6 protein-coding genes and 1 pseudogene are annotated in these 5396 nt (G+C 69.8%); 2 read left to right on the top strand and 5 right to left on the bottom strand.

What is annotated here, in order from left to right; all coding sequences use genetic code 11:
* Positions 1-19: 19 nt before the first annotated feature.
* The 4 genes from RIM90_RS30250 to RIM90_RS30235 form a co-directional block, all read right to left on the bottom strand.
* Positions 20-781 (bottom strand): metallophosphoesterase family protein, encoded by a 762-nt coding sequence (locus tag RIM90_RS30250; protein ID WP_309063932.1) that lies wholly within the window; start codon positions 779-781, stop codon positions 20-22.
* 73 nt (positions 782-854) lie between these two features.
* Positions 855-1064 carry a hypothetical protein gene (locus RIM90_RS30245; protein WP_309063931.1) on the bottom strand — a complete coding sequence of 70 codons (210 nt, stop codon included), beginning with the start codon at positions 1062-1064 and terminating at the stop codon, positions 855-857.
* Between the two features lie 177 nt (positions 1065-1241).
* Entirely contained in the window at positions 1242-2030 is a 789-nt protein-coding gene (locus RIM90_RS30240) for an SDR family oxidoreductase (protein WP_309063930.1), read from the bottom strand.
* Positions 2027-2704, bottom strand: coding sequence for a GntR family transcriptional regulator (locus tag RIM90_RS30235; protein WP_309063929.1), 678 nt, complete (start codon positions 2702-2704; stop codon positions 2027-2029). The genes RIM90_RS30240 and RIM90_RS30235 overlap by 4 nt, the downstream gene beginning before the upstream one ends.
* A 256-nt stretch (positions 2705-2960) precedes the next feature.
* Here RIM90_RS30235 and RIM90_RS30230 point away from each other — a divergent pair, with 256 nt between their 5' ends.
* On the top strand, positions 2961-4100 hold the full coding sequence (locus RIM90_RS30230; RefSeq protein ID WP_309063928.1) for a mandelate racemase/muconate lactonizing enzyme family protein: 1140 nt from the start codon (positions 2961-2963) through the stop codon (positions 4098-4100).
* Between the two features lie 219 nt (positions 4101-4319).
* On the top strand, positions 4320-4562 hold the full coding sequence (locus RIM90_RS30225) for a hypothetical protein (protein ID WP_309063933.1): 243 nt from the start codon (positions 4320-4322) through the stop codon (positions 4560-4562).
* A 508-nt stretch (positions 4563-5070) separates the two neighbouring features.
* On the opposite strand, the pseudogene RIM90_RS30220 reads toward RIM90_RS30225, so the two are convergent.
* Positions 5071-5396, bottom strand: a pseudogene (locus RIM90_RS30220) (IS5/IS1182 family transposase); the annotation flags it as partial.

Below are 5396 nucleotides of genomic sequence, written 5' to 3'. Positions count from 1 at the left end.
CGTGGACGGGGAGCGAGTGTCACGGGCTGTGGTCGCGTCCGTCCCGCGGGGCGAAGGCTGTGAGGGCGTCGGCGTCCGTCGCGCGAGCGTGCAGGAAGTAGTCGGCCCATTCGGTGATGTCGGGGTAGGACGACTCCTGACCGAGCCGGGTGGCTGCGGCTTGGAGGTCGAAGTGCGTGGTGCGGAGTTCGACGCCCGGGCCCAGGAGGGCCCAGTGTGCTCCGGTTCGCCCGTAGGGCATGCCGATGCTGCCGGGGTTGATCACGAGTCGGCCGTGGGCGAGGCGGACGAACGGCATGTGGGTGTGGCCACAGACCACGGTGCGGATGTCGGTGTCGAGTCCGCCCAGGACTTCCTTCCAGCGGTCGAGACGGGAGTCGACCAGGACGACCTCCTCATCGTCCCGAGGGGTGGCATGGCAGAACAGCACCTTCCCCAGGCCGTTCAAGGACAGGGAGCGCGATCGTGGCAGCGAGCTGAGAAGGTCGAGATGGTCCTCGCGGAGCTGTGCGGCTGCCCAGGGGGCGATCGGATCGGGGATCGTGTCGCGTTGCCCCCGGCGGTATTCAAGGAGTTCGCGGTCGGCGTTGCCGCTGATCCAGATGACGCGGTCGCCGAGGCCGGTCAGCAGGTCGAGGACCTGGGCCGGTTGCGGGCCGGCGGTGATGTCGCCGGTGAGCACGATGTGATCGGCGGTGCTGACGTCTGGTTCGGCGAGTACTGCCTCCAGGGCCGGCAGGACTCCGTGAATGTCGGACAGGACGGCTACTCGGTTCAGCATGGTCACCACTGTGGGGGAAGACAGCCGAGCCGTGAGGTCTTTCGCCCGGCGCGTAGCCCGTGGCGGGGCCGTTTCAGCGTGCGTGGTCGCCGGGCGCGTAGCTCTTCCAGGGGGCTCCGGCCTCGGTGGCGATGCGGGTGGTGCTCTCGTCGTGGTGGCCCAGTGCCTGAGCGATGACGGGCGCCGGGGCCTGGAGGACGAGCCGGCGGATGACGGAGGTGCGGCCCTTCTCGACCGGGATGCCGAGTTTCCGCAACGCGTCGCGCACGGTGCCGGAGTTCATCGGTTGACTCTGGCGGCGGCCGGGGAAGAGCCATAGCGAATTCTGTCATGGCTGGTCATTGCGGGTGCGAGTCCGGTGCTGCCCGGGGGGTGCGACCGTCCGCCACTACCCGTGTCGTGGTACCGATCGCCTGAGTCGTCATGCGGATCTGCCTTTGAACGGGGATGGGCGGGTTGGTCAGAAGTCGTTCGCGCTCTTGGCCGTGAGGCCGCCGTCGCACACCAGGTGACTGCCCGTGACGTACGAAGCCTCGTCGGAGAGCAGCCAGACGGCGGCGCGCGCGATCTCGGCGGGATCGGCCATCCGCCTGAGCGGGATCTGCCGTGCCGCGGCGTCTCTCAGACGTGCGCGTTCGGCTTCGAGCTCCGCACCGTCGAGGCCGAAGTAGAGCATGGGCGTATCGGTGGCGCCGGGGACGAGCGCGTTGACGCGGATGCCGTCCGCGGCCAGGTCGATGGCGGCAGCCCTCACGAAGGCGGAGACTCCACCCTTGGACGCCCCGTACGCGCTGTTCGAGCCCCCCGCGAAGCCGACGAACGCGGAAGGGGACGACACGCACACGATGGAGCCCGGTCTCCCGGCGTCCCGCAGGGCCCGGGCGGCTGTGCGTACGGTCAGGAACGTGCCGGTGAGGTTCACGTCGAGAACCCGGCGCCACGTTTCGAGGGGCATGTGGGGCAGCGGCGCGTTGATCTCGATGCCCGCGCTCACGGTCACTCCGTCCACCGGTCCGAGTGCGGTGCTCGCCGCGTCGAACGTGTCGACGAGCTCCCGTTCGTCGGTGACGTCCGACGCCGCCGACCAGACGCTGCGGGCGCCGTTGCGCCGGGCTTCGGCAGCCGCCCGTTCGGCGCTCTCGCCGTCACGGTCGAGGATGCCGACGGCCCAGCCCCGGCGTGCGGCTTCGGACGCGGTGGCGCGGCCGATGCCGCTTCCGCCGCCGGTGATCAGGATCGTCCTGGTCATTCGGAGGGCTCCTCGGGGGCTCTGAAATGGGTGTTGATGTGGGCGGTGACGGTTCGGTCCAGTGCGTCCTCGTCGCCCGCGCGGAGTGCGTCGATGAGCTCCTGGTGCTGCTCGGCGACCACGGTCGGGTCCGAGTAGTGGCTCGCGTCGCGCCGGAAGTAGGCGCGCACGCGGGGCTGGATCGACCGCCAGATCTGCAGGCAGTGCTGCTGCCCCGACAAGGTCACGACCGCCTCGTGGAAGCGGATGTCCTCGTCGGCGAGCAGCGCCGCGTCGGCCGCGTCGGCCGCTGCCTCCATGTTGCGGACCAGGGAGTGGAGATGGGCGTAGTCCGCGTCGGTCAGACGGGGCATCGCCTTGCGGAAGGCGAACTTCTCGAGGGAGATGCGGACCGGTACGAGGACGTTCTCCAGCTCCTCCTGGGAGACGCCGAGCACCTCCGTGCCGCGGTAGGGGTAGGAGATCACCAGGCCCTCCTGCTCGAGCTGGCGCAGCGCCTCGCGGACCGGCGCCCGGCTGGTTCCCAGTTGTCCGGCGATTCCCGCCTCCGTGAGCTTCTGGCCCGCTTCGAGGCGGCCCGAGGTGATGGCCTCGCGCAGGACGTCCGCGACGGTTTCGCGGCGCGAGGCGAGGGAGGCGGAGGAGAGCGCGGGGAGCGCGGGAAGTCCAGACATGGGCGGAGCGTAACAGGGTCGTACTTTGTCGACAATCAAGCGGCGATCCCTTCGAGCGGTGGCGTGACCTGCGGGATTGGGCATGGAGGGGCGGCGCTTCGGCCCTCGGGAGCGCCCGTCGCGGCAGGGGTTCGGCAGACTGTATCCCGGATGGTCGATTGTCGACAATCACCCTGTCGGTCGGGTACGGTCCCACGACACAGCCACCGCCCGGCCCGGCGTCCGCGGCGATGACACCCCATGGGAGAGGGCACTCATGAGAATCACCCGAGTCGAGACATGCGGTCTTCGCGGGGCGACCCCCGAGGGCGGGTGGTCGAACGAACTGCGCCCGGACGATGTCGTGCACACGCTCGTCGCCGTCCACACCGACGAAGGCATCACGGGCATCGGCAGCGCGTTCACCACCGAGACCCTCGTCCGGGGAGCGATCGACCTACTGCTCCCGCACCTCGTCGGACAGGACCCGGTGGAAGTCGAGCGGATCACCGAAACGCTGCACCAGACCGCGTTCTGGATGGGCCGGGGCGGCGCGCTCACGCACGCGACGAGCGCCATCGACATCGCCCTGTGGGACATCGCCGGCCAGGCACTGGGCCAGCCGGTCGGCCGACTGCTCGGCGGCCGCTACCGCACCCGGGTGCGCCCCTACGCGTCGGTGCTCATGGACGAGGCCGGACCGATGACGGAAAATCTGACAGAACTCGTGGAACAAGGTTTCACCGCCTTCAAGATCGGCTGGTGGAAGTTCGGACGGGTGGACGCCGCCACCGACGAGCGCACCGTCGCCGCCGCCCGCGCCGCGATCGGCGACCGGCTGCTCGCTGTCGACGCCGGCGGCTCCGAAGGCTTCTTCCCCGGCGGTCTGGCATGGGCGAAGCGAACCGCGCGGATGCTCGCCGAGTACGACGTCGCCTGGTTCGAGGAGGCACTCGCGCCGGACGACCTCGACGGTTACGCCGAACTGCGTGCGGGTTCACCCGTCCCGATCAGCGGTGGCGAGGTCCTCACCCGCAGGCAGAGTTTCTCCCCCTACCTGCGGCGCCGCGCCTTCGACATCGTTCAGCCCGACACCACGAAGGGAGGCGGACTGAGCGAGTCGCGCCGGATCGGCTGGGAGGCCCAGGACCTCGGCATCCGCCTGATCCCGCACGGATGGAACACGGCCATCGGTCTCGCCGCCGATCTCCAGCTCGCCTCCGCACTCGCCTCCACCGACCTCGTCGAGTACAAGACCGGCTCGGCCTACGTCGACGACCTGGTCGCGAAGGGCTGGCAACTCGACGCCGACGGATACCTCGGCATCCCCTCCGCCCCCGGACTCGGCGTGTCCCTCGACCCCGAAGCGATCGAGAAGTACGGCACACGGCCCGCGTTCGCGGACCCGAGGGCGTGAGCGGCGATCGAGGTGCATCTCGGACGTGCGCGTACGAGCGGGGTGCCCGTGCCGGACGGACGGTGGCTCCGAGTCTCACGGACCACGGCGGCCGCGCCGGCCCGGTACGACGCTTCCCCTCGCACGAGTGGTCTGACCGGCCGACGCCCACCACGCCCTGCGGCCAGTCCGCTATCACCAGGACATGGGCAAGCCTGTATTGCGCGCCTCGTCGTCGCGGTGTTCGCCGTCCTGCCCAACGTCCTCTCCACCACCTCCGCCCGCGCCGCGCCCGAGACGCTTTCCCTTGCCGAGGCCGTCGGCCGTCTGCCCGCGGGCGGCGAGTCCCATGACGGCTACAGCCGCGACAGCTTCCGCCACTGGAACACCGGCGACGCCCCCGCCGACGGCTGCAACACCCGCGCCGAGGTCCTCATCACCGAACCACCGCCCCGTCTGCTGTCGGGGCCGGCTGCCGCCTGACCGGCGGGCTCGCAACGCGGTCGAGCGATGCATCAACCGGCTCAAGCAGTGGCGCGGTGCGGCCCTGCGGACGGGCAGGCTCGCCATCGCTCACCAGACCGCTCTTCCGCTTCGCTGCCATCCTCGTCTGGGCCCCAGGTGCCCCACCTCCACGGGTGGGCTCATCACGGTGAGCCCACCCGATGACCATCACCGGTGCGCGAAGACGAACCCATGGACGACCTCGTGAAGTTCCTTCGGGACCGCAACACTGCGGACAACCACGCCTATGTCGAGGTGGCCCATCGCTCTGGCTCCGACGCCCTCCTCGACAGTCACCTGCCGATGCTCGACCTGGTCGACATGTCGGCAGGAACCACCAGGCAATGGGCCCGGCGGATCCACGTCGCGCAGGTCTCGCGTACGCGCTCAAAGTGCCGGCGCAGTCATACGCCGAGCACCTCGACCACCGCCAGGAGCGGCGCCCGTAGGCCACCAAGGAGACAACCCCTGGGGGCTGTCCGGCGGATCACGAACGAAGCCGGAGTCGGACAGAGGCGATGGTGACGGTGCCGTGGAAGACGTAGGCGCGTTTGTCGAACCTGGTGGCCACGGCCCGGGAGTTCTTGAGGTCGTTGATCGTCCGCTCAACTTCATTCCTCCTCTTGCAGACCGTCTTGTCGAAGCCGGTGGGTCGGCCGCCCTTGCTGCGCGGCTCTGCCGGTTGGCGCGCCGGTTCTTCGGTTCGGGGATGTCGTGCTTGATCTGGCGCCTGTGCAGGTAGCGGCGGTTGCGTCGGGAGGAGTACGCCTTGTCTCCGCCGAGGCGGTGGACCCGGATGCGTTCCATGACGGG

The sequence above is a fragment of the Streptomyces sp. genome (genome assembly GCF_031181555.1).
GTDB classification, from domain to species: Bacteria; Actinomycetota; Actinomycetes; order Streptomycetales; family Streptomycetaceae; genus Streptomyces; species Streptomyces fimbriatus.
The sequence above is the reverse complement of the archived record's forward strand: the minus strand, read 5'-3'. Positions and strand labels throughout refer to the sequence as shown.